The sequence below is a fragment of the Microcystis aeruginosa NIES-843 genome (assembly GCF_000010625.1).
Taxonomy (GTDB): Bacteria; Cyanobacteriota; Cyanobacteriia; order Cyanobacteriales; family Microcystaceae; genus Microcystis; species Microcystis aeruginosa.
Map to the genome: position 1 here is coordinate 147,002 of NC_010296.1, position 22,977 is coordinate 169,978.

The window sequence follows — 22,977 nt, forward strand, 5'->3', positions numbered from 1 at the left end:
AGGGATAGACCGAACTCATGAAAACCGACACGATTTTCTACCGACTTTTTCAAACCTTTCCCGATCTTCTGTTTGAGTTAATCGACTTTCCCAGCGAATTAGCCGATTTCTATCGATTTTCCTCCGTAGAGGTGAAACAACTATCTTTTCGCATCGATGGAGTCTTTCTACCAGAACGGCAAGATTTACCAATTTATTTTACCGAAGTTCAGTTTCAGAATGATCCGGAGTTTTATGCGCGTTTTTTCGCCGAAATTTTTCTCTATCTCAAACAGACGCAGTTAAAAAACAATTGGCGCGGGGTGGTGATCTATCCGAATCGAAGGGTGGAAAAGGAGAATATAGAGCGATATAGAGAGCTATTACAAGAAACAAGAGTACAAAGGATTTATCTCGAGGAATTAGCCGAGAGTCCACCAGATTCGCTCGGATTAGCGACGCTAGAGTTAGTAAGCTTACCCGAAGCGCAAGTGATCAACCGGGGAAGGGAGTTAATCGTGCGAGTGAGGGAAACGGGGGTAGAAAATCGCCAACAGGAACTTTTAGAATTGATAGAGACGATTTTGATTTACAAGTTGCCGCGGATTAATCGAAAGGAGATAGAAGCTATGTTTAGTTTAAGCGAGTTAAGACAGACGCGTGTGTTTCAGGAGGCCCTAGAGGAAGGTCGCCAAGAAGGTCGCCAAGAAGGTCGCCAAGAAGGTCGCCAAGAAGGTCGCCAAGAAGGTCGCCAAGAAGGTCGTCAAGAAGGTCGCCAAGAAGGTCGCCAAGAAGGTCGCCAAGAAGGGGAAATCATCGGAAAATTGGCTTCTGTTCCCTTATTATTGCGAGCGGGGGTTAATCCCAAGGAAATCGCCGCTTCTCTGGGATTATCTCTCGAACAGGTCTTAGAAGTGGCTCGATCGCTGGGAGAGAGCGAGCGCTAGGGTATTTTCAGAAGTTCGATTGCCGATTTCCCCTTTAAGATAAATAGGAACCCCTAAAGGGAAGACTTTCGGCAGCGGAATAGACCGAACTCATGAAAACCGACACGATTTTCTACCGACTTTTTCAAACCTTTCCCGATCTTCTGTTTGAGTTAATCGACTTTCCCAGGGAATTAGCCGATTTCTATCGATTTTCCTCCGTAGAGGTGAAACAACTATCTTTTCGCATCGATGGAGTCTTTCTACCAGAACGGCAAGATTTACCAATTTATTTTACCGAAGTTCAGTTTCAGAATGATCCGGAGTTTTATGCGCGTTTTTTCGCCGAAATTTTTCTCTATCTCAAACAGACGCAGTTAAAAAACAATTGGCGCGGGGTGGTGATCTATCCGAATCGAAGGGTGGAAAAGGAGAATATAGAGCGATATAGAGAGCTATTACAAGAAACAAGAGTACAAAGGATTTATCTCGAGGAATTAGCCGAGAGTCCACCAGATTCGCTCGGATTAGCGACGCTAGAGTTAGTAAGCTTACCCGAAGCGCAAGTGATCAACCAAGTTCGGGAGTTAATCGTGCGAGTGAGGGAAACGGGGGTAGAAAATCGCCAACAGGAACTTTTAGAATTGATAGAGACGATTTTGATTTACAAGTTGCCGCGGATTAATCGAAAGGAGATAGAAGCTATGTTTAGTTTAAGCGAGTTAAGACAGACGCGTGTGTTTCAGGAGGCCCTAGAGGAAGGTCGTCAAGAAGGTCGCCAAGAAGGTCGCCAAGAAGGGGAAATCATCGGAAAATTAGCTTCTGTTCCCTTATTATTGCGAGCGGGGGTTAATCCCCAAGAAATCGCCGCTTCTCTGGGATTATCTCTTGAACAGGTCTTAGAAGTGGCTCGCTCGCTGGGAGAGAGCGAGCGCTAGGGTATTTTCAGAAGTTCGATTGTCGATTTCCCCTTTCAGGACGAATTTGAACCGGTGGAGGGACGACTTTCGGCAGTAGAGATATAATTTTCTTATCTTCTTTCCCCCCTTTCTTCGATGCTATCCCTACTAAAAAAGCTCTGGAATTGGCTAAAATCGCTCTTTATTGCCAGTCCGAAGGCAATTAACCTCAAAAAAGTCGAAAATACTCCTCCAGAACCCAGCGATGGGGAATATGAAGGGATATTGATGGGGTTATTCGAGCAGGTGGCGGCGGGAACCACTACCGACGGGTTACGGGAATGGCTACACAGTCGCCATTGTGACGATAAAAAGCTGGCGCAGTGGCTAGGGGTCAAAAGCGAGGAATGGCTACAGTATCCAGAAGATTATCAAACTTTAGGGCGAGATCTGGCGGCTTTAGGCAAGGTGATGACGGGAAATCTGGGGGAAGTGTCCCAACGGATTAGCCTCCAGTTGCGCGACGCGGTGAGGGATGTTTCCGGTGTGGAGGAGGAAAATCTAGACTCAAAGGAGACGGATTTAACGGAAGTGGTTCAGGATGTCGCATTCTGGTTTGAGCAAGGATACCAGAAACTAATCAATGGGGATTTTATCGGCGCGATCGCCTCTTACGACAAAGCTTTAGAAATTAAACCCGATGACCATGAAGCTTGGTACAACCGAGGGATTGCGTTAGGTAATTTAGGCAGATTTGCAGAAGCGATCGCATCCTACGATCGAGCTTTAGAAATTAAACCCGATTTACATCAAGCTTGGTACAACCGAGGGATTGCGTTAGGTAATTTAGGCAGATTAGAAGAAGCGATCGCATCTTACGACCAAGCTTTAGAAATTAAACCCGATCAGCATGAAGCTTGGTACAATCGAGGGATTGCGTTAGGTAATTTAGGCAGATTTGCAGAAGCGATCGCCTCTTACGACAAAGCTTTAGAAATTAAACCCGATGACCATGAAGCTTGGTACAACCGAGGGATTGCGTTAGGTAATTTAGGCAGATTTGCAGAAGCGATCGCATCCTACGATCGAGCTTTAGAAATTAAACCCGATTTACATCAAGCTTGGTACAACCGAGGGATTGCGTTAGGTAATTTAGGCAGATTAGAAGAAGCGATCGCATCTTACGACCAAGCTTTAGAAATTAAACCCGATCAGCATGAAGCTTGGTACAATCGAGGGATTGCGTTAGGTAATTTAGGCAGATTTGCAGAAGCGATCGCCTCTTACGACAAAGCTTTAGAAATTAAACCCGATGACCATCAAGCTTGGTACGGCCGAGGGTTTGCGTTAGATGATTTAGGCAGATTTGCAGAAGCGATCGCCTCTTACGACAAAGCTTTAGAAATTAAACCCGATTACCATCAAGCTTGGTACAACCGAGGGTTTGCGTTAGGTAATTTAGGCAGATTTGAACAAGCGATCGCATCTTACGATCGAGCTTTAGAATTTAAACCCGATTTGCATGAAGCTTGGGTTAATCGAGGGGTTGCGTTAGGTAATTTAGGCAGATTAGAAGAAGCGCTCGCATCTTACGACAAAGCTTTAGAATTTAAACCCGATTTGCATGAAGCTTGGAACAACCGAGGGATTGCCTTAGATAATTTACGCAGATTTGAACAAGCGCTCGCATCTTACGACAAAGCTTTAGAAATTAAACCCGATTTGCATGAAGCTTGGAACAACCGAGGGATTGCGTTAGCTAATTTACGCAGATTTGAACAAGCGCTCGCATCCTACGATCGAGCTTTAGAAATTAAACCCGATTTCCATCAAGCTTGGACTAACCGAGGGAATGCGTTAAGGAATTTAGGCAGATGGGCAGAAGCGATCGCCTCTTACTACCAAGCGGTAGCCATTAAATCCGATGACCATCAAGCTTAGTCTGACCGAGGGTGGGCGATTTGTTCTCTGGGTAAAATAGGGCTAGATCAACTAACAGAATACAGCGATCCTTACCATTGGGCAGCCTATACCCTGACTGGACAGGACTAACTTATGGAAATTCCCAAAACAATTATCGATCTTGAAGCGCTGCTAATTGCCCTCGCACAGCAGACTGAACCCTTGCCAGAATATCTACAGCGATCACTCAAAGAAATTGGACGATTACTAAGGTGTTAGGTTTCATGCTTCAACTCAACCTAAGTTCTATAAAAATTATCGGTAAACCCAAAAAAAAGGAAGCTAAATCATGAAAATTACTATCGATATTCCCGATGAATTGCTTCAACATTACAACTACAATAATCTTACCCGTGAAATTTTAGAGGCTTTGGTGGTGCAGGCCTACCGAGCGGAAAAAATCACCAGTGCCGAGGTCGGAAGTATTTTAGGTCTATCTTCTCGTTGGGTGGTGGATGCTTTTTTGAAAAACCACGATGCCGATTTACATTACAATGAAGTCGATCTAGAGAGCGATCGCAAGACTCTTCAGCAACTTCGCAACAAACACGATCATAGTCTTTTATGATAGTCGTTTCAATTAAATTGAAGATAGATTTCGCCTTTGATACCCCCTTAATAAGGAGGGTGCTGATCCCCCCTTGATCCCCCCTTAATAAGGGGGGCGCTGATCCCTCCTTGATCCTAGGGTTGATTCATAGTAGGGTTGATTCATGAATCAACCCTACTACCCTTAATAAGGGGGGTGCTGATGGTTTTTAACACCTACCTACTTAAAACTACATTCCCATAATTTCGTAACCGGAATCTACATAAATAATCTGTCCGGTAATACCACTAGCAAGATCACTGGCTAAAAAAGCGGCCGTATTTCCCACCTCAATTTGTGTCACGGTGCGATGTAAAGGAGCGATTTCTTCCACATGATGGATCATATCAAGAATTCCCCCGACGGCCGAAGATGCTAAGGTGCGAATTGGACCGGCAGAAATACCATTAACTCGGATCTTTTGGCCACCTAATTCCGCGGCTAAATAGCGAACACTCATTTCTAAACCAGCTTTTGCCACCCCCATTAAATTATAGTTAGGAATTACCTTGACACCGCCGAGATAGGTAAGAGTAATAATACTTCCCCCTGCCGTCATCAAGGGTTTAGCCGATCGAGCTAGACGGGTTAGGGAAAAAGTGCTAATATCTAGGGATTTAGTGAAAGCTTCCCGAGGGATGGCGGTAAAATCGCCCGTTAAACCCTCTTTATCGGCAAAAGCGAGACAGTGAATCAAAATATCCAGTTTGCCCCATTTTTCCGCCACTGTAGCGAAAGTATCTTCTACCTGTTGGTCATTTTGGACATCGCAGGGGACATAAAAAGCGGGATTAAGTTCATCGGCCAATTCTCGCACTTTTTTCTCAAAACGGCCCTTTTCGTCGGGGAGATAGGTGACACCGATATTCGCACCAGCTTGATGGAGTTGTTGGGCAATTCCCCAAGCGATCGAGCGATTATTGGCAATCCCCGTCACTAAGGCGTTTTTTCCCGTTAAATCTAACATAGTTCTCGTTTCTCTTACAAAAATCTCCCCAATAGCCGACCCCAGCGAGATTCGGTATAATAGGGATACAGATAACGGGGCAGCAATGATCACCCCTCCCCCATTGTCTGGCAAAAAGCGCCCAAAACTTTTCCCAGTTTAGGCAGCGGTTATGTTTAATAGAGGTGACACTCGTTGCATAATAAAAACAATTTTCCCCTTTTTTGGATGTGAGATGGACTTATCCCTAATACAAGACAAACCCCTAGCAGATGTGTTCCGTCGAATCGGCAGCGGCAATTTCCCCCCGGTGGTGGAATTGTTCGAGCGTGGCAAAACGATCTTTTTCCCGGGAGACCCCGCCGAAAGAGTCTATTTTTTGCTTAAAGGAGCCGTTAAGTTGTCGCGAGTCTATGAAGCGGGAGAGGAAATTACCGTGGCTCTACTGCGGGAAAATAGCGTCTTTGGTGTGCTATCCTTACTGACCGGCCAGCGATCGGATCGTTTTTATCATGCCGTGGCTTTTACTCCGGTAGAATTACTCTCGGCCCCGATCGATCAGGTAGAAAGGTCCCTCCGCAATAATCCCGATTTATCAATGTTGATGTTGCAGGGGTTGTCCTCGCGCATTCTGCAAACGGAAATGATGATCGAAACCTTGGCTCACCGGGATATGGGTTCACGTTTGGTCAGTTTTTTATTAATTCTCTGTCGTGATTTTGGGGTTCCCACCACCGATGGCATCCGGGTGGATCTAAAATTGTCTCACCAAGCGATCGCAGAAGCGATCGGTTCTACCCGCGTCACTGTCACCCGTTTATTGGGAGAGCTGCGGGATCAAGAAATGGTCTCAATTTACAAGAAGAAAATTACCGTCCATAATCCCGTCGCTCTCAGTCAACAATTTACTTAAATTCTGGATGACTAGCGCTTATATTTTGGTTTTGGCCATCGTGGTTTTAGGTGGTCTGATAGCGGCGGTTGGCGATCGCATAGGGAGCCGTATCGGTAAGAAAAGGATGCGTTTATTTAATCTGCGTCCGAAACAAACCGCAACTTTGATGACGATTGTAACGGGAATTTTGATCGCCGGTTCCACTTTAATTGTCTTGTTTGCTTCTAGTAAATCCCTGCGTCAAGGGGTTTTTGAACTGGATCGTCTTTTAAATGAACGTCGTGCCGCTATTAAGGATTTGGAAAGTCAGGTGAGAAAAACCACCGAACAAAAAAATCAGGTGGAAAAGGCTTTAAAAACGGCTAAAAGTGAACAGATAGCTGTGCAGAAACGTCTAGAGGTTCTTAACAAAAATTATCAAGCTTCTCGTCAACGTTTGCGATTAGTTTCGGGACAGTTGGAAAAGTTTCGTAAGGAAGTTGCTAATTTAAACAATGAACGAGTCATTTTAACTAATCAAAAGGCACAGTTAATCAGTCAACGGGATCAATTGTCCCAACAAAAATCAATTCTTTCTAGTCAGATCAATCAACTACAAACCACCGTTCAAGTTAGAGATAAAGAGTTGGCTAATCAACAAAAATTATTAACAACCAGACAAGCGCGACTTCAACAGTTGGAAACCCAACAAAAAACCCTACAGCTAGAAATTGATCGCCGGGATCAACGCATTGGAGAACTTGATCGATCGATCGTCGATAAAAATTTAGCTTTGGAACAGCGTGAGGGAAAATTAAAAGATTTAGAAACCCAAATGGCTTTTCTTAAGCGGGAAGTGGAAGTTTTAGAACAATACTATCAAACCTATCAAGAATTGCGGGAAAAACAGATCGCTATTTTCCGGGGACAGGTGTTATCTTTTGGAGCTTTTCGTATTGTTGATACTCAAGCTATTGTCGCTGTTATTGATAAGTTATTGCGAGAAGCGAATATGAATGCTATCCGTGCCACCCAACCGAATCAGCCTAATTTTGACCAGCGTTTAGTTAAGATCACAAAAGCACAGGTAGAACAGTTAAGTCAACAATTACAGGACGGTAAAGAATATGTGGTGAGAATCCTTTCAGCAGGTAATTATGTCTTAGGAGAAAGCGAGATTCGTGTCTTTGCTGATGTGGTTCCCAATCAAAGAGTTTTTGAGGAGAAACAGGTAATCGCTGCCGTTTCCATTGATCCCCAAAATATGACAGAAGAAGACCTACAAAAGCGCTTAGATTTACTCTTAGCTTCGGCTCAATTTCGCGCTAGAAGTGCGGGAGTTTTAGGGTCAATTCAGGTGGAAGATGGTTTATTAACTACGGTAGTTAACTTTATTGGTCAAGTCAAAAAGTCGGGTAATTCTATCGAGACACTTGAGGCAATTGCCGCTAGTAAAACTAATACGGCTGGCCCCTTAACTTTGCGTTTAGTGGCGGTAAAAGATGGTAAAATTGTTTTTAGTACGTCCTCTTAAAAGATAGCTAAAGTTAGGAGTTGAGATTAAAATCAATTCCTTCGTAAATATCGGCAAGATTTAAGCTAATTCCTAAAGAATCTAGGGATATAATTCCCCTGGCTGGGGTGTATTCTTGCAGTAACCAATTATTGTCTGATGTTTTGCTATAGGATTCTATTAGTATCTCCCCTTGACTGACGAGAAGATATTGGTTTAATTGGGGTATAGAACGATAATAACGAAATTTATCACCCCGATCATAACCAGAGGTGGAAGGAGATAAAACTTCGATAATTAGGCAGGGATTTAAAATTTCATCGTTGCGATTATCACTAAATAATGGTTCCCCGGCAATAATCATTAAATCTGGGTATAAACCGCGATTATATTGGGGTATCCATAGTCGCAAATCACTGGGAAAGACTTCATAAATAGTTTTCCTTAAAGCATTGTCTAACAAGCGAATTAAATTGCGTACCAGTCGATTATGATTGATGCTTCCCCCTGTCATCTCGATAATTTCTCCGTCGTGATATTCGTGTTTAACCTCGGCTATGGTTTCTAAATTACGATATTCTTCTAAGCTGCGGGTTTTGGTAGGAGATCGAGTTAGCATTTTCTCTGTCACAGAATTTTTAATCCTCCTGATTATAACCTAGATCACAGAAAAAAAGGTTATCATTCATAAATTATTCCTCAATTAAAATCAATTCCTTCGTAAATATCGGCAAGATTTAAGCTAATTCCTAAAGAATCTAGGGATATAATTCCCCTGGCTGGGGTGTATTCTTGCAGTAACCAATTATTCTCTGAGGTTTTGCTATAGGATTCTATTAGTATCTCCCCTTGACTGACGAGAAGATATTGGTTTAATTGGGGTATAGAACGATAATAACGAAATTTATCACCCCGATCATAACCAGAGGTGGAAGGAGATAAAACTTCGATAATTAGGCAGGGATTTAAAATTTCATCGTTGCGATTATCACTAAATAATGGTTCCCCGGCAATAATCATTAAATCTGGGTATAAACCGCGATTATACTGGGGTATCCATAGACGTAGATCGCTAGATTGAAGACGATAATTAGTTCCTCTTAAAGCTAATTTTAGCAGGACAATAAGATTAATTAGAATACTATTATGATTGATGCTTCCCCCTGTCATCTCGATAATTTCCCCGTCGTGATATTCGTGTTTAACCTCGGCTATGGTTTCTAAATTACGATATTCTTCTAAGCTGATAGTTTTGGGGGGAGATGAAGTCAACATTTTTCCAGATTAGAGATTCTTTTATTTAATCATAACACAATTAATTTTACCCATTTAATTCTAATTCCCCTTGGAGAAAATCAATAAATTGTCTAGCAGTTCTTCCCGATCGCCCATTATGTTGGGTTGCCCATTGTTTGGCACGAAATTCTAAGTCTTCTAAGCTAATTTTTAATTTAGATAAAGCTGCCAAATGACGCACTATTTCCAAATATTTTTCTTGATTAGCTGGTTCAAAAGTGAGGGTTAAACCAAAGCGATCACTAAAGGATAATTTTTCTTGTACTGTGTCCCAATTATGCACTTCATCACTATCTTTTGGTTGTGGTCGATCCGCAAAAAATTCTCTGACTAAATGTCGGCGATTAGAAGTGGCATAAACTACGACATTTTTCGGTCTAGCGGTGACGCTTCCCTCTAAAATAACCTTTAAAGCTTTAAAAGCTTCATCGTCTTCTTCAAAGGATAAATCATCGACAAAGATAATAAATTTTTGGGGCAAATCTCGCAAGATTTCAATAATTAATGGTAGGTCTTTTAACTGCGATTTTGCCACTTCAATTAAGCGCAATCCCTGACTATGATATTTTTGCAATAATCCCTTAACCAGAGAGGATTTTCCCGAACCACGGCTGCCATAGAGTAAGACATTTAAAGCTGGATAACCTGCTAATAAAAACTCAGTGTTTTTAATCAAGGTTTCCTTGGGCATTTCATAACCGACTATGTCTTGAATCTGCACGGGATCGGGATGAGTAATTCCTTGTAATCTGCCTTCTTGCCACCTTAAAGCTTGATAACGGGCAAAAATTCCTGTACCACACTCACGATAATAATCGGCTAGATCTTCGACTAATTCCGTCCAATCTAAACTAGAATGTAGGAAACTTTCTAATTTATTGTCCACTTCCCAAGCGGGGAAAATTAGAAATTTAATTTGTTCAAAAACTGTCGAATTACTTAAGCTATAAATGCTAGAGTTATAAAGAGATTGGAGGATAGATAAATCCTGTTTAACGCCATCAATTAAAGATTCGGGTAACTCCGAAACACTTTTTTTCTGTACCTGTTGACTAAAGGGATTATCATCTAATAAAATTTGTTCGATTAGAAAATCATTCCAACTGATATTTTTAGATGCTAAAGCTTGAAACAATTTACCATAAGCTTTGAGAAAATCGGCAACATTATCCGTAGATAATAGGGTAATAAATGCCTGACCAATAGCATTATCAAAAACCCCTTGATACAAAACTAACAAGCTGACTTTTTTGTAAATTTCAGAGTTCATTTTTAATTCTCCACTAATAACTAACATTTCATGGCCGCCTTTTTGCAATTCCTAATCAGATGTAATAATTGCCGCCTTGTAGCCGAGGGAATGCCAATTAGTTATGATTCTATCAAGATAGGGCGATCTCTGCAACATTAAGGTTAAAAAGGGAGAAATGCCTACCGACTAATTCTTAGGATTTCTTGAATTGATTCTCGATAAAATTGATAACTTATAGCAGTTATCTTCATGGTGAGGTGCAAAGTTTTCGTTTTGGGGAGACGGTCGATGATACCCTGTCAGGTTACACATCATCTTGAGGAGAAACGCTATATTTGATAAAATTTAACCAATCTTGGATTTCCTGTCCTAACCAGAGACATTCATCCTCGCGGAGATTCTGACCGATAAGATAATAATTTTTAGCCGTCCGCAGACGAATCTGATAGTTACCTTCTGTGCCATTGCTATGGAGAAAAATACCCCATAAATCTTGAGTTTTGAAAGCAAATTTGTCGTAAATAAAATTGAAGATTTTATATTTAATTAAAACTTCTTGAGGGGTAAGAATTAATTGCATCTCACGCAAACAAATAAAACCAATTAGAGCTAAAATAAAGGTAAGAATCGGGGAGATAAAGATACTGACAGTAAGGACAATCGCCAAAGACCAGAGGGTAGGTGCATCGGAAGGTAGCTTAATTTTAGGGGGTAAATTAATCTCTAAATTATCCCGGTGTTTAGCGATACGGATGGAACTGTGGGGAGGTTTTGGTAATTTCTTAGGATCGATTAAACTTGAGGCTTGGCGATAGTAGGGATGTTGGAGAAATTTCAGAGCTTCTCTGGCACTTTTAAACCGCTTTTCTACCGCTATATCGGTCATAGTTTCTAACCAATCGATTAAATCATCATCAATTGTCACCCGTTGGCGAAATTGAATTTTAGAGTCGCGGTGGGGCAATTCTATCGGGACAATTCCCGTCAATAAATGAATTAAAGTCATACCCAAGGCATATAAATCAGAACTGGGAACCGCCCGGCCCCAAAATTGTTCTAGGGGTGCATAACCACTCGTCCCCACCACGGTAAAAGTAACTCCCGTCACTGCACCGCGGGACTGGACTGCCCCAAAATCTACTAAATAAACGTTATTTTCCGAGTTAATAATTAAATTACTAGGTTTAATATCTCGATGTAATACTGGGGGCGATAATTCATGCAAATAGATGAGAATTTCGAGAACTTCTTGGGCAATAGTCCGAATTACCGTAGCGGTGAAACGTTGCCCCCTTTCTAAGCGATCGCTTAGAGATTCTCCGGGTATATAATCTTGTACAAGCACAAACCAAGGAATCCCGTCACCTTGATTTTTATCGAGGGAAAAATAATCGCGATAGCGGGGAATACGGGGATGATAGAGAGAAGCTAAAACGGCGGCCTCTCGTTCAAATAATTTTAATTCTTCCCACTCCATCTGGGGACTAAAAGCGAGGAGTTTAATAATTACCGATTCCTGGGATAATACATCGATAGCTAACCAAGTTTGACGACCGATAGCGGTATTGCCTAGGCGTTGTTGCAGTTGGTAACGTTCAGCTAAAAGAGAATCAGAAGTAAAGGTCATAGTGGCTTTTCCCTTATTTAGGGTCTGCTGAAAAAGTTTTTCCTGGGGACAGGGTGTGGGGTGTGGGGTGTGGGGTGTGGGAAGTGGGAAGAATAAATAAAAATAATCTCCTATCTCCTATCTCCTATCTCCTATCTCCTGACGACCGGCTACTGACGACCGGCTACTGACTCCTAACCCCACCAACAAACTTTTTGCCGCAAACCCTAATTAATATCAATTTGTTTTTTGGCTGTCCAACAAAGGGCGATTCCTTTTTCTTTATAGGAAGATTCTCCGACAAAGATAGGATATAATTCAGATTCCCCACGATAGATAATTTCCTGACCATCAAATCCTAGAAAAATCGGTTGATTGGGTTGAATTGCCTGATAATCTCGTTGGAGAATCTGAGGATGTAACATGGCTTTAATTTCACCCTGTTCATCCCTAGGATAATCGATCGAGCCTAAACGTTGGTAAACTGTGAGGGATTCGCTGAAAGTATCGAGATGGGCAGCCAGATAATTTTCCTGTTCGATGTAGTCTAGGATTTGATAGATGAGTGTTTCGGTTTGACGAAAAAGATAGGGACAGATGACACCATGGTTAACCGGACCGATTTCGAGGGTAAAAGCTAGGGGACAAATTCCTTTCAGAAAATGATTTTCTTCCTCGCTGACGGGATGATAAATTAAGCGCACATCAGGATTAATTTTAGTCAGATAGGTAAAGAGTTTTAATAGCCAAGGATGGGGATTAGAATAAATAATTGCCAGCATCATGTTAGATGTGGTGCTGTGAATATCGATTAATAAATCAATGGATTTTTCTCGGATTTCTTTGACTATTTTTTTGGCTCGTTTTTGTTCGTATTGCTGACAATCGGGATTAACTAAATCTTTCTGGTTAAAACAACGATTTAAATCCGTATCGATATATCTAAACCGTTGCTTTAGGGCTAAGGGATTAGCGATGAGACTGTGGGATTGAAAACTGCTGCGAGCAATAAGATTAGGTGACTTTTGCAGGTATTTAACCAAATAAGCGGGAGTTAGTTCATTGCCATGCACACCGGCAATTAAAGCCAGATTTTTAATAGTAGTTTTCTGCTCGATCATTTTTTATAATTTTTGAGAAGTTAAGTGGGTGGGTGGAATTAAATATAAGATGAACGTAGGTTGGGTTGAAGCATGAAACCCAACGCCAGATTATGTTACGCTACCGCTAACCCATCCTACAAATAATTGTGCCTCCCTACTTATAATTATTTATGGTTTGCGGCAAAAAGTTTGTTGGTGGGGTTAGGAGTCGGTCGTCGGTCGTCAGAAGATTATTTTTATTTATTCTTCCCACACCCCACACCCCACAACCCACCCCTATAACTGATTTAGAAAAACCAGCCGTAGGAATGAAGACCTTTACCTAAAAGATTCACCCCTAAATAACATACCCAAACCACAACAAAACCACTGGCAGCTAGAATAGCCGGTTTTCTTCCCTGCCATCCCCGGGTAATGCGGGCATGGAGATAAGCGGCAAACACTAACCAAGTGATTAGCGCCCAAGTTTCTTTCGGATCCCAACTCCAATAGGAACCCCAAGCTTCATTGGCCCAAACTGCCCCGGCGATGATACCGATAGTGAGAAGGGGAAAACCGAGACCGATGACCCGATAACTGATATTATCGAGGGTTTCCGCCAAGCTAAGACGTTGGGGCGAAAGAGTCGCCATCGCTGTTAAGGTGGGAGTTAAAAGGGCGGTTGTGCCACCGTTAGCCGTTTCCATGAAAATTGGGGCAGAAAGAGTGGTAGATAACTTATTTTGCAGACGATAGGCTCCCGTACCCACGGAACTGCCTTTTAACTCGATATTTTGACCTCTAGTGACGATCAGAAAAGCGATCGCCATCAGGGAACCCACCATCAAAGCAGCATAACTTAACATCATGACGCTAACGTGCATCATCAACCAATTCGATTTTAAAGCTGGAACCAAGGGCGCCGAAGTTTGCATTTCCCCGGGTAAGGACAAAGTGGCAAAAGCAGTAATCCCCATGGCTACAGGAGTCGTCACCACCCCCACCAGGCGACTGCGGCTAGTGTACTCAGCAATTAAATGAACCGCAGTTACACCCCAAGCGAGAAAGAATAAAGATTCGTAAAGATTGCTGATGGGGAAATAACCCGCTTCTAACCAGCGCGCCCCCAATAAAGCGGCGATACAGAGGTTAGCGATGGCCACTCCCGTGCTGCCCAGGCCCGGCAACAAAGGTATGCTAGGAAAGGCTGCCCCAGCCCAATAAACCAGCATGGTTAAAAACAGGACTAAAAAAGAAGTGTTATCGAGAAAGTTCTCTAAGCTAACTAAATTCATGGGATTTCTCTCGTTTGTCGCTCGCTCGCTACCAAGTATTCCATCCTCTATCCTATCCCATCGGTAAGGCGATCGAGACAGGGAATTGTTAGTATAAACTTTGCATTTTCACTCTGACCCACCCTAAAAATTATGACTAATCAAGAAGATAATCAATTTTCCTGGTCGCGTTTGCCTCTGTTAGGCAAAATCCTGATCATTTGTTCTGGTGTTGCCGCTTTAGGCTATTTTCTTATCCCTCGTCCCTCAGAATTATCCAATATTCCCCTCGAACCCTACAGCGAATTTATCAATAAAGTGGAACGGGGCGACATCAGTAAGGTCAGAATTGGCAATCAAGTCATCTTTTATCAATTAAAAAATCCTTTAGAATCCCTGCCTATTCCGGGTAATCCCCCCGTTAATCCCCCAGAATCAAGTAATCCCTTTCACAGTGATTCTAGTTCTCTGGCCAGCAAACCAAGCAGTAATCTAGTCTCCGGACGAGTCTTGTCCACGATTCCAGTTTATAACCCCCAATTACCCCAACTATTACAGCAAAAAGGCGTAATCTTCGAGGCGATTCCTGTGGCCGAAAACAGTTGGATCAGCACTCTCCTCGCTTGGGTGGTTCCTCCCTTAATTTTAGTCGCCGCCATGCAGTTTCTGTTCTATCGCAACGATGACACGCGTAAATCGCTGCTTTTTAACAAAAATCTCGCTAAAGTTTACGGAGACGGCGAAAAATATCCGATTACCTTCAGTGATGTGGCCGGGGCCGAGGAAGCAAAAACCGAGTTAAAGGAAATCGTCGAATTTCTCAAGGATGCCGAGCGCTTTAATAAAATCGGGGCGCGTATTCCTAAGGGTGTTCTCTTGGTTGGACCGCCGGGGACAGGAAAAACCCTCTTAGCGAAAGCGGTCGCGGGAGAAGCGGGAGTGACTTTTTTTAGCATTTCGGCCTCGGAATTCGTGGAGTTATTTGTCGGCACCGGGGCGGCCCGGGTGCGGGATCTATTTGCCCAAGCGAAGAAAAATGCCCCTAGCATCATTTTTATTGATGAATTGGACGCGATCGGTAAATCGAGAAGTTCGGGATCGGGAACTAGCGGCAGCAATGATGAGCGCGAGCAGACTTTAAACCAACTTTTGACAGAAATGGACGGTTTTAGCCCCAAAGAAGCCGTCGTCATCGTTTTAGCCGCCACCAATCGCCCAGAGACTCTTGATGCCGCTTTATTGCGTCCGGGGCGCTTTGATCGCCAAGTTTTGGTGGATCGTCCCGATTTAGCGGGAAGATTGGCAATTTTGGAAATATACGCCCAACGAGTCCAGATGGGTGAAGATGTTAACCTCAAAGCGATCGCCACCCAAACCCCCGGTTTTGCTGGTGCCGATTTAGCCAACCTCGTCAATGAGGCTGCTCTCTTGGCTGCCCGCAATAATCGGGAAAAAGTCAGTCAAATTGACTTTAAAGAGGCGATAGAAAGAGTTATCGCTGGCTTAGAAAAGAAAAGTCGCGTTTTATCGGAAAAAGAAAAGAAAATCGTCGCTTATCACGAAGTTGGCCATGCTTTAGTCGGTGCTGTCATGCCGGGAGGTGGTCGGGTGGAGAAAATTTCCATCGTTCCCCGGGGTTTATCCGCTTTGGGTTATACCCTGAAAATTCCCACGGAAGACCGTTTTTTGATGACAGAAACCGAATTTAAGGAACAAATTACTATGTTATTGGGCGGTCGGGCAGCCGAAGAATTAATCTTTGGCAGTGTCACTAATGGCGCTTCCGATGATTTACAAAGGGCGACGGATATTGCTGAAAGAATGGTGACAATGTATGGTATGAGTAAATCCCTGGGACCCCTAGCCTACGATAAAACAGGACAGGCTAATTTTTTAGGTAATAATCAGGGTAGTCCCCGCCGTTCGATCGGGGAAAATACGGCCAAAGCGATCGATGAAGAAGTTAAACAAATTATCGACGCTAGTTACCAAAAAGCCCTAGCAATTCTCAGTCACAATCGCAATTTATTAGAGTCCATTACCGCTAATCTTTTGACCACCGAAGTAATCGAAGGAGAAGAATTGCAAGAATTCTTAAATCAAGCGCAAATGGTCTGATCAATCCCCATAAATAGGGTCTGCTGAAAAAGTTTTTCGTGGGGACAGGGTGTGGGGTGTGGGGTGTGGGGAAGTGGGGAAGTGGGGAGAACAAAGCTGCCTTTTGCCTTTTGCCTTTTGCCTCTCCTCATAACTAGGGTTTGCTGAATAAATAGTCGAGAAAAGCTAAGCTAAACGGCTTTTACTTCGGATCACCGATATAGACTCCAAAAGGGTTATAGCTGTTGGATCATGCAGGTTAAGCGCCGTTTAGCTTAACTTAAGGAGAAGACAGGATCAAAGCATTAGAAAATTGATATTTCCCTGCTTTGACGGTTAATTTGCCCTTTTTCCATGGCAAAGAAACGGGAGAGTTATCTCGACTTAAACTGTTATAAAGGGCGAAATTTTTTGACCAATCGTGCTTTTGACCGTTACGAATTAAAATCGGCAGTAGATTGATTTGATTATAGGTCAATTGTAAACTCTGCCCTTGACTGCCTTTAAATAAGAGGCTGCCTTGGTTAATTTGAGTTAAATTTACTTGACTTTTTTGCTTAAATATGCTCTTGAAATTCTCATAACTACCCTGGGTTGCCGCTTCCCCCACTTCCAGAGCAAAACCCGCATAATTGTTACCTGTGGGTAAAGCTTGGTAGGTATTATCATCGGGATAAGGGGAATTAGGAATCTCGATCATTTCAGGAGAAGAAAGATTTATTAATCTCAGGGCTAACCAAGTTTTTTCTAATTGAATAAACCAGATATTATCATCTTTTTCTACCTTGGCAGTTTTCGGTAATTGCCAGAAAAAAGCTTGGTCTGCTGGTCGTAACCAGATTAAAAGATTACGATATTGTCCGATTTCATCCCCGGGATTTTTGCCCGGTTTTACGCCATTTTTGCCAGTGTTAGCCACAAAAAAATCCACCCCTTTGTGTTGATTAAAGGCCATTAATTTAAATGGGGCCACATCGCCATCGGGGAAAGTTCCCGCCAGACTACCCATTTGATAACTAGCCCCGATAAATTGAGTTTCCCAATAACCTGGACTTTGATTATTGCCCGGTTTCCAGTTTTCATACAGGGGTTTACTGGCGAGAATTTCTACCGGTTTATTAAAGTTTTTTCGGGCTAATTCCATCACTGCTAAAGGAGGACGATAACCACTGGTAATTAGATAAAGAGAGTCCAATTCCGGGCGATTATTGGGGACAGGAGTATCACCAAAGTATAGCCAAAAAGTGCGGCCTGCGTGCGATCGCATTACGCCATGGCCATCACCATAATCACGTTTTACAGGGCCCCCCCAACCACCGCGATAATATTTAACACTAGCGGCCATGGATAACCAATCTAAGGCCATTTTTGCCCATTGTTTAACTTCCGTATCTTGAGCAAAATCGTAGAGATTGAGATAGGGAGCAAAGGTGTGACCGTGATAAACTTCTGAATCCCATTCTCCCATACCGATGTTATATAAAGCTGAAACGTAACGCTTAATTTTACTTTTATAAATTTGACGAGTTGCTTCATTTCCGGTTTCTTCGGCCATCAGATAAACCGATGTTTCGCGCATCGCTCGCAGGTTATCAGTATTGCGACTATCTACCCATAAACCCCGTCTTGTTATACTCCAATCATTACCCGTTCCTTGGCCCGTACCGTGGACAGGATGGGGCCGTTGTAAAGGGTCGGTTTCTGTCCAAATTTTCGCCGCATTATACATTCTCTGACGATAAACAGGATCGAGATATTTTCCGAGAAGAAAATACTTTCTAATTTGTCCTTTCAGGGTAAAAGAAAAATAATAATCTATATAATCGGTGTGGGCCTGTTCCCGTTTTTGTGGGTCATCCTGCTGCAGGAAATCTAGGGCTTTTTGCCGGTTTCCTGCCAAGAAATCAAACATGGCCATAGGATAGGATTTTTTCTCGTTTTCTCCCCACAAATTGCCATAACTTTCTGCCTTAGCAAAATGGTTAATAACTTGCTTGGCCCTTTGTTGAAATTCTGCCTCTAATTCCGGTTTCCAATCGTTAAGATATTGGGGTTTAACTTCGGCAACGGGGAAGGAATAGATCGAGTTTTGAGAAACAGAATAGAGGGAATTCAAGCCAATAGTAAATAGGGCAATTATTACCGCTAAAATTAGATATTTAATTCTAGATCCAATCGTCATCTTCGGCAAATTCATCGATGTTTCCTTGATTTTCTGGGGACTCAGGTTTATTTTCTTTATCTAATTGTAAAGGAACTGGTTCAGGAGCGATAATTTCTGGTAATAATTCTTCGGGTTTTTGACCATCTACCTCCACCACAATCATTTCTGTGACGGGAAACCAAAGTATGCGGCCTTGATCATCACAAACCGTCAGCGATCGAGATTTATCTGGAGTCTCGGTTGCGAAGAAATCTCCTAACATTTTGGCGGGTAAAATATTCTTACTTTCACCCCCACTAACTCCTAGGAATATATATTCGTTACCTGTGGTCAAATGTTGGACAATAATCGCCATAGTTAAAAAATTCAGTCAATGAAATGTACTTATTGATAAGCTGTTGACTCTTGAATGATAGCTTTCAGCCATGAGCTTTCCACTGATAACTGATAACTGATAACTGATTACTGATTACTGATTAACTTGACTGCCGTGACTGCGAGGATCGGTTTGACTAGCGCCCGCAAGGATATTAAAATCAGAAGCCTGTCCCGTAGTGGTGGCATAGGGTAGGGTAGAATTGGTTAAAAGTGCTTCTAAATTAGCGGTTAAAATTGATTTTGGCTGTTCTCCGATCGCTTGGGCAATCGGTTGTCCTTGATTATTTAAAAAGACAAAATGGGGAATACCATCCACACGATAACGGAGAATTTCCGGCAACCATTTATTATTATCAACGTTGAGCATGACAAAATTAATGGCATTACCGTATTGTTTTTTAATTTCGGCAATTTCAGCGGCCATCGCCTGACAACTGGTACACCAATTAGCATAAAATTCTGTCAGGGTGGGTTTACCATTGCTGAGGGCAAGATCGAAAGGTGTCGCTTTTTCCGCTTGCGCTTCCAAAGATACAGAACTAGCGGTGGTTTGAAACCCGAAGAAAATCGCTACACTAAGAATAACTGCCGTTACTGCCAGCAGCAGATTTCTGATTTTATTGGTGGGTGTGGTGGCTGTCATGGATAGTCTCTCAAAAATTATTCCTATCCTATCCTATCCTCATGAAAAAACGCGTTACTCTCACTTTTCCCAAAAAAGCCGTCCATATGCCCGTTACCTATCGACTGGCGAAGGATTTTAATGTCGCCGCTAATATTATCCGCGCCCAAGTTGCCCCCAATCAAGTGGGAACATTAGTATTAGAATTATCGGGAGATATCGATGAGTTAGAAGCGGCGATCGAATGGTTACAATTACAAAATATTGGCGTTTCCCAAGTTAGTCGCGAAATCGTCATTGATGAAGAAAAATGCGTCGATTGTGGGTTATGTACGGGAGTTTGTCCCACGGAAGCTTTAACCCTTGATCCCGAAAGTTTTCGTCTCAAGTTTTTGCGTTCCCGTTGTGTGGTTTGTGAACAATGTATCCCCACTTGTCCCGTGGTGGCAATTTCCACAAACTTGTAAAGTAGCAGTTATTAAATTAATTTTTTTGCCCATTTAAATAATAGCCATCTCTGGAGATTTTAAGCCTTCATTTGTCTCCAACGCGGTTAATCGTCACAAATATCCCCTTCCCTTTCTGCCTAAAGACCCTTTCTCCGATACCATAGTTAAAAAGAGATTGCTGACTCTGGCCACATCTGTGGGGATTACATACCATTAATCATGGTTTTTTTGCAAAAAATACAAAAAACTTGACATGACTTCTGCCGTTCCTCGCCTTTCCTATCCTGATAGTCCGATTGCTGATCTTCGCGGCCTCTATAACTTTATCCTCAACCCGCAACTGTTAGCCGCAGAAAAGGGAAATCCGTCGATCGTTAGTTTTTGTCAAAAAATTTCCCCCGTTGATCCCCTAGAAATTCTCTCTCGGATTGCCTCTAGCTATGCCACCCATTGTTATTGGGAAAATCCCGAACGAGAAACCGCTTTTCTCGGCTACGGCATCGCCTTTGCTGCCACTTTCCACGGCAAACAACGTTTTTTAAAAGCTCAAAAATTTATTAAAAACTGTCAACAAAGAATTATTAAAATTGATAACTATAGCGAGATTACTCCCCGCATCTTTTGTAGTTTCACTTTTTTCGACTCGGAAAGAGCTACCCCCTTTCCCTCAGCTACCCTAACCCTGCCTAAGTTTCAAATTATCAAAAAACAGTCGGAATATTTTTTCCTTACCAATCTCCTAATCACCGGCGAAAAAGAAATAGAAAACTCCCTCGAAGAAACTATCAACAACCTCAAAATTATCCAAAATAACTCGAGCAATTGCCGACAAAATCCCCACCAGGATCCCTGTAGTTATTATATTCATCCTACCTATAATTTTCAAGCGGCTGTTGCCGATGCACTCCAATCTATCCACGCCGAAAAATTTAGCAAAATTGTCCTCGCTCACGCTCTTGACGTGATTTCTCCCCGTCCTTTTCATCTGGTAAACTGTCTCGATAATTTGCGTCAGCGTCATCCCGATTGCTACACTTTTTCCCTCGGCAATGGACGGGGAGATCATTTTATCGGCGCTAGTCCCGAACGCTTGTTAACTGTCCATCAGGGGCAATTAATCACCGATGCTTTAGCGGGATCCGCTCCCCGGGGAGAAAATGCGATCGAAGATGCTCTCTTGGCCAATAAACTCCTCGCTAGTGAAAAAGAACAACGGGAACATCGGGCCGTTAGTGACTTTATTAACCAAAAACTGCGACAAATTGGCTTAAATCCGCAAAATTCTCCCTCTAGATTGTTAAAACTCTCCAATATTCAACATCTCTGGACTCCTATCCATGCCAAACTCAAACCCTCCATCCATCCCCTCGAAATTGTTGCCCAACTACACCCCACTCCTGCTGTTGCTGGGGTTCCCACGGAGATCGCTTTAGCACAAATTCGTCATTATGAAACCTTCGATCGCTCTCTTTATGCCGCTCCTTTGGGTTGGATCGATTGTCAAAATAATAGTGAGTTTATTGTTGGTATTCGTTCGGCCTTAATTAAAGGCGATCGAGCGCGATTATACGCCGGTGCGGGTATTGTTGCCGGTTCCGATCCGGAAAAAGAACTAGCAGAAATTCAGCTTAAATTTCAAGCTCTCTTAAAAGCTTTAACTTAAACTGTAGCTTTTTAGCGAACTAATAACTTAAATAAGTTTAATTTACCCTTAAAAGGCGGATATTTTAAAACAGGATTGAACCAAAGAGGTGTTTTCATAATCGCTTTTTGGTGACTAAAATTCTCAAAGGAAAAACGACCATGATAGCTACCAATACCGCTATTTCCTCGACCACCAAAGGGTAAACTAGGATTAGTAAAATGAAAACTATTGTTGTTAATACAACCTCCCCCAAACTGGACTGATTCTAACCATTTCTTTTCGGTTTTTGCCTTGGTAGTAAACAGATAAAAAGCTAGAGGGTTAGGATTTTTAGCAATAATTGCTAAAGCTTCCTCAAAAGTGCTAAAGGCAATGATCGGTAAAATTGGACCGAATATTTCCCCTTGCATAATAGGAGCATCGAGGGAAACATTAGTTAATAAAGTTGGTTGAATATATAAATTTTCTCGATCGGTTTTGCCTCCAAAAACAATCTCACCATCTTGGAGAAAGTCAATCAGGCGATCAAATTGTTTCTCATTAATTATCTTACCATAATCAGCACTTAATCTGGCATCTTTACCGAAAAAATTAACAATAGTGTTTACTAATTCTCTGATCACATTCTCCTGCTGGGATTGATGTACTAAAACATAATCAGCTGCGATACACATTTGACCACAATTAGAGAATTTTGTCACGGCAATGCGACGGGTTGCCACGGAAATATTAGCATCAGCTTCGATAACACAGGGACTTTTTCCCCCTAATTCTAGAGTAACGGGAATTAACTTTGCTGCCGCTAGTTGATAAATAATTTTTCCTACCCTTGTACTGCCAGTAAAAAATATATGATCAAAGGTAAAACTGTCTAACATATTCGGAATTACTTCCGCACCATCTCCCGGGACAATTAACACATATTCTTCGGGGAATATTTCTTCAATTATTTTAACTACTAATTTTTCCGTCGCTGAGGCAAATTCACTCGGTTTTAATACCGCACAGTTACCGGCAGCAATGGCACCGACTAAAGGCACTAATAACAATTGGAGGGGATAATTCCAAGCACCAATAATTAAAACCACTCCTAAAGGTTCCCGAATAATCTGACTGGAGGATGGGAAATTTAAGAGATTAGTTTTAACAGTTTTGGGTTGCATCCATGAGCGCAAATTTTTTAAAGCGGTATTAATTTCCACCAAAAGGAAGCCATTTTCAGTAACCCAACAATCCTCGGGACTTTTCTTTAAATCGCTATATAAAGCTCGATATATCTCTGCTTCATATTTAATGATTGCCTGTTTTAACTTCTCTAACTGCTGACGACGGAATTGATAGGAACGAGTTGCACCACTGGCAAAGTACTGACGCAATTTGGCTAATTTTTCTGAGTTTGACAGCATCGAAATAATTCCTAACTT

The 22,977-nt window shown here is 42.3% G+C and carries 21 protein-coding genes; 10 read left to right on the plus strand and 11 right to left on the minus strand.

What is annotated here, in order from left to right:
* Positions 1 to 17 precede the first annotated feature (17 nt).
* The 5 genes from MAE_RS00805 (at position 18) to MAE_RS00820 (ending at position 4,334) form a co-directional block, all read left to right on the plus strand.
* Positions 18 to 926, plus strand: a complete 909-nt coding sequence (locus tag MAE_RS00805) for an Rpn family recombination-promoting nuclease/putative transposase (RefSeq protein WP_012263908.1) — start codon at positions 18 to 20, stop codon at positions 924 to 926.
* Between the two features lie 92 nt (positions 927 to 1,018).
* A complete protein-coding gene (locus MAE_RS00810) occupies positions 1,019 to 1,843 on the plus strand; it encodes an Rpn family recombination-promoting nuclease/putative transposase (protein WP_012263909.1) in 825 nt (274 codons plus the stop codon).
* 117 nt (positions 1,844 to 1,960) lie between these two features.
* Positions 1,961 to 3,745 (plus strand): tetratricopeptide repeat protein, encoded by a 1,785-nt coding sequence (locus MAE_RS31350; protein ID WP_012263910.1) that lies wholly within the window; start codon positions 1,961 to 1,963, stop codon positions 3,743 to 3,745.
* 114 nt (positions 3,746 to 3,859) lie between these two features.
* On the plus strand, positions 3,860 to 3,985 hold the full coding sequence (locus MAE_RS35540) for a hypothetical protein (RefSeq protein WP_002780589.1): 126 nt from the start codon (positions 3,860 to 3,862) through the stop codon (positions 3,983 to 3,985).
* A gap of 70 nt (positions 3,986 to 4,055) precedes the next feature.
* A complete protein-coding gene (locus MAE_RS00820; protein WP_002797556.1) occupies positions 4,056 to 4,334 on the plus strand; it encodes a UPF0175 family protein in 279 nt (92 codons plus the stop codon).
* A 211-nt stretch (positions 4,335 to 4,545) separates the two neighbouring features.
* Here MAE_RS00820 and fabI read toward each other — a convergent pair whose 3' ends face one another.
* Positions 4,546 to 5,322, minus strand: a complete 777-nt coding sequence (fabI, locus tag MAE_RS00825; protein WP_002797558.1) for an enoyl-ACP reductase FabI — start codon at positions 5,320 to 5,322, stop codon at positions 4,546 to 4,548.
* 214 nt (positions 5,323 to 5,536) lie between these two features.
* Between fabI and ntcA the strand changes: the two genes are divergently transcribed.
* Entirely contained in the window at positions 5,537 to 6,214 is a 678-nt protein-coding gene (gene ntcA, locus MAE_RS00830; protein ID WP_002793163.1) for a global nitrogen regulator NtcA, read from the plus strand.
* Positions 6,215 to 6,221: 7 nt separating this feature from the next.
* On the plus strand, positions 6,222 to 7,709 hold the full coding sequence (locus MAE_RS00835) for a DUF3084 domain-containing protein (protein ID WP_012263911.1): 1,488 nt from the start codon (positions 6,222 to 6,224) through the stop codon (positions 7,707 to 7,709).
* Between the two features lie 13 nt (positions 7,710 to 7,722).
* Here the strand turns inward: MAE_RS00835 and MAE_RS00840 are convergent, their stop codons facing one another.
* The 6 genes from MAE_RS00840 to ccsB form a co-directional block, all read right to left on the minus strand.
* On the minus strand, positions 7,723 to 8,307 hold the full coding sequence (locus MAE_RS00840; protein ID WP_012263912.1) for a Uma2 family endonuclease: 585 nt from the start codon (positions 8,305 to 8,307) through the stop codon (positions 7,723 to 7,725).
* An 80-nt stretch (positions 8,308 to 8,387) separates the two neighbouring features.
* Positions 8,388 to 8,963, minus strand: a complete 576-nt coding sequence (locus MAE_RS00845; protein WP_012263913.1) for a Uma2 family endonuclease — start codon at positions 8,961 to 8,963, stop codon at positions 8,388 to 8,390.
* Between the two features lie 46 nt (positions 8,964 to 9,009).
* Positions 9,010 to 10,254, minus strand: coding sequence for an ATP-binding protein (locus MAE_RS00850; RefSeq protein WP_012263914.1), 1,245 nt, complete (start codon positions 10,252 to 10,254; stop codon positions 9,010 to 9,012).
* Positions 10,255 to 10,540: 286 nt separating this feature from the next.
* Positions 10,541 to 11,863, minus strand: a complete 1,323-nt coding sequence (locus MAE_RS00855; RefSeq protein WP_012263915.1) for a serine/threonine protein kinase — start codon at positions 11,861 to 11,863, stop codon at positions 10,541 to 10,543.
* 206 nt (positions 11,864 to 12,069) lie between these two features.
* Positions 12,070 to 12,963, minus strand: coding sequence for an aspartoacylase (locus tag MAE_RS00860; protein WP_002760345.1), 894 nt, complete (start codon positions 12,961 to 12,963; stop codon positions 12,070 to 12,072).
* A gap of 269 nt (positions 12,964 to 13,232) precedes the next feature.
* Positions 13,233 to 14,219 (minus strand): c-type cytochrome biogenesis protein CcsB, encoded by a 987-nt coding sequence (gene ccsB / locus MAE_RS00865; protein WP_002797576.1) that lies wholly within the window; start codon positions 14,217 to 14,219, stop codon positions 13,233 to 13,235.
* A gap of 132 nt (positions 14,220 to 14,351) precedes the next feature.
* Here ccsB and ftsH point away from each other — a divergent pair, with 132 nt between their 5' ends.
* Complete coding sequence (ftsH, locus tag MAE_RS00870) at positions 14,352 to 16,316, plus strand: ATP-dependent zinc metalloprotease FtsH (RefSeq protein ID WP_012263916.1); 1,965 nt, start codon at positions 14,352 to 14,354, stop codon at positions 16,314 to 16,316.
* A gap of 259 nt (positions 16,317 to 16,575) precedes the next feature.
* Here the strand turns inward: ftsH and MAE_RS00875 are convergent, their stop codons facing one another.
* The 3 genes from MAE_RS00875 to MAE_RS00885 all read right to left on the minus strand — a co-directional run bounded on the left by MAE_RS00875 (position 16,576) and on the right by MAE_RS00885 (position 19,480).
* Positions 16,576 to 18,492 (minus strand): hypothetical protein, encoded by a 1,917-nt coding sequence (locus tag MAE_RS00875; protein ID WP_041803608.1) that lies wholly within the window; start codon positions 18,490 to 18,492, stop codon positions 16,576 to 16,578.
* Positions 18,461 to 18,814 (minus strand): hypothetical protein, encoded by a 354-nt coding sequence (locus MAE_RS00880; RefSeq protein ID WP_002797579.1) that lies wholly within the window; start codon positions 18,812 to 18,814, stop codon positions 18,461 to 18,463. The genes MAE_RS00875 and MAE_RS00880 overlap by 32 nt, the downstream gene beginning before the upstream one ends.
* A 114-nt stretch (positions 18,815 to 18,928) precedes the next feature.
* Positions 18,929 to 19,480: a thioredoxin family protein gene (locus tag MAE_RS00885; protein WP_002797581.1), complete on the minus strand. Its 552-nt coding sequence runs from the start codon at positions 19,478 to 19,480 to the stop codon at positions 18,929 to 18,931.
* Positions 19,481 to 19,521: 41 nt separating this feature from the next.
* Here MAE_RS00885 and MAE_RS00890 point away from each other — a divergent pair, with 41 nt between their 5' ends.
* Positions 19,522 to 19,926, plus strand: coding sequence for an NIL domain-containing protein (locus tag MAE_RS00890; RefSeq protein WP_002739790.1), 405 nt, complete (start codon positions 19,522 to 19,524; stop codon positions 19,924 to 19,926).
* 235 nt (positions 19,927 to 20,161) lie between these two features.
* Complete coding sequence (locus tag MAE_RS00895; protein WP_002797582.1) at positions 20,162 to 21,571, plus strand: isochorismate synthase; 1,410 nt, start codon at positions 20,162 to 20,164, stop codon at positions 21,569 to 21,571.
* Positions 21,572 to 21,582: 11 nt separating this feature from the next.
* Here MAE_RS00895 and MAE_RS00900 read toward each other — a convergent pair whose 3' ends face one another.
* Entirely contained in the window at positions 21,583 to 22,959 is a 1,377-nt protein-coding gene (locus MAE_RS00900; protein WP_012263921.1) for an aldehyde dehydrogenase, read from the minus strand.
* Between the last annotated feature and the right edge of the window lie 18 nt (positions 22,960 to 22,977).